Raw genomic sequence first — 533 nt, forward strand, 5'->3', positions numbered from 1 at the left:
CGGGCCGGCGTGCCCGCCCCGGTCCAGCAGGTGCACCAGTCCGCCGTCGGCGGCCAGCGCGCGCAGCCGCTCGTCCGGCCGTTGGAGGCGGGGCCCGGGACCGGCGCGGTGGGCGAGTCCGGCGAGCGCGCCGTCCGGCTCGTCGTCGCCGAGCAGGTGGGCCGTCACCCGGTCCGGGACGCGCAGGGTGCGGGAGAGCAACGGGCGGTCCGGTTCGGTGATCTCCAGTAGGCCGCCGGCGACCAGCGGGGACCGGGCGGAGAACCGGAAGCGGCCGGCGCCGGCGCCGGGCAGTCCGCACAGGTCGAGGGCCAGGCCGATGGTCGCCCGGCGGCGGGTCAGATCGTCGTTGAGGTAGCCGTAGAGCTGCTCGAAGCGGGAGTCGAGGTCGGGGGCGAGCGCCACCAGCAGCAGGTCGAGGTCCACCGGGAGCAGCCCGAAGGCGGCGGTGAGCCGCCCGAGCCGGGAGCCGGGCGGCGGCGCGGGCCCGTCGCCGGGGTCCGCGGCGGCGCGGTGCACGGTGGCGGAGGCCG

Annotated in this window: 1 pseudogene; it reads right to left on the minus strand. The window is 79.4% G+C overall.

The annotated features are described in order from the left end of the window. Nucleotides 1–533, minus strand: a pseudogene (locus AE652_RS48925) (ATP-binding protein); the annotation flags it as partial.

This window comes from Kitasatospora sp. MY 5-36 (genome assembly GCF_001182915.1).
In the GTDB taxonomy this organism is placed as follows: Bacteria; Actinomycetota; Actinomycetes; order Streptomycetales; family Streptomycetaceae; genus Kitasatospora.